Origin of the sequence: Aeromonas sp. 604282, from assembly GCF_049170575.1 — a bacterium.
In the GTDB taxonomy this organism is placed as follows: Bacteria; Pseudomonadota; Gammaproteobacteria; order Enterobacterales; family Aeromonadaceae; genus Aeromonas; species Aeromonas veronii_A.
On sequence record NZ_JAAKMV010000029.1, the window covers coordinates 1 to 1120 of the forward strand.

The 1120-nt window shown below is 51.8% G+C and carries 2 protein-coding genes; both read left to right on the forward strand.

Annotated features, from left to right (window positions below):
* Positions 1–670, forward strand: a 670-nt coding sequence (gene rfbA / locus G5367_RS20055; RefSeq protein WP_421294933.1) for a glucose-1-phosphate thymidylyltransferase RfbA, incomplete at its 5' end; no start/stop codon positions are given.
* A 61-nt stretch (positions 671–731) separates the two neighbouring features.
* Positions 732–1120, forward strand: a 389-nt coding sequence (gene rfbC, locus G5367_RS20060; RefSeq protein ID WP_421294934.1) for a dTDP-4-dehydrorhamnose 3,5-epimerase, incomplete at its 3' end; no start/stop codon positions are given.

Consider the following 1120-nt stretch of genomic DNA (forward strand, 5'->3'; position numbering starts at 1 on the left):
CGGCAGTCAGTGGGGCCTGAATTTGCAGTACAAGGTGCAGCCAAGTCCGGACGGGTTGGCACAAGCCTTTATTCTGGGTGAAGAGTTTATCGGGTCAGACCCCTGTGCGCTGGTGCTGGGGGACAACATCTTCTACGGCCACGACCTGCAGAAACAGTTGGAAGCCGCAGCGGCCAAAGAGAGTGGCGCGACCGTCTTTGCCTACCATGTGCATGACCCCGAGCGTTATGGGGTGGTGGAATTTGATAAAGAGGGGACCGCTATCTCTCTGGAAGAGAAGCCGTTGGAGCCCAAGAGCAACTATGCGGTGACCGGCCTCTATTTCTATGACAACAGCGTGGTGGAGATCGCGAAGAGCCTGAAGCCGTCGCCCCGAGGTGAGCTGGAAATTACCGATGTGAACCGTATCTACCTGGAGCAAGGCAATCTGTCGGTGGCCATGATGGGCCGTGGTTATGCCTGGCTGGATACCGGAACCCATGAAAGCATGATTGAAGCGAGCAACTTTATTCAAACTATCGAGACCCGTCAGGGGTTGAAAGTGGCGTGCCCGGAAGAGATTGCGTATCGCCAGAAGTTTATCAATGCCGACCAGGTGCGTGAACTTGCAGCGCCGTTGGCAAAGAATGCGTATGGACAATATCTGTTAAGAATGGTTGCCAAAGCCTGATGTGATATGGGGGAGGGAAAATACTTCCCCCATAAAAATTGAATCAAGTGTGGATAGACAGATGAATGTAATCAAGACAGCAATTCCAGATGTGCTTATTTTTGAGCCAAAAGTGTTTGGTGATGAGCGAGGTTTTTTCTTTGAAAGTTTCAACCACAAGTTGTTTGAAGAGGCGGTAGGGTATCCGGTGACGTTTGTGCAGGATAATCACTCCAAATCATCGAAAGGGGTGTTGCGTGGATTGCACTATCAGTTGCCGCCCCATGCCCAGGGCAAGCTGGTGCGTTGTGTGGCCGGTGAAGTGTTTGATGTAGCGGTAGATATTCGTAAAAGCTCCCCGACCTTTGGGCAATGGGTAGGCGTTCACCTTTCTGGAGAAAACAAGCGACAGCTGTGGATCCCGGAAGGATTTGCGCATGGCTTTGTTACTCTGACAGAGACGGCCGAGTT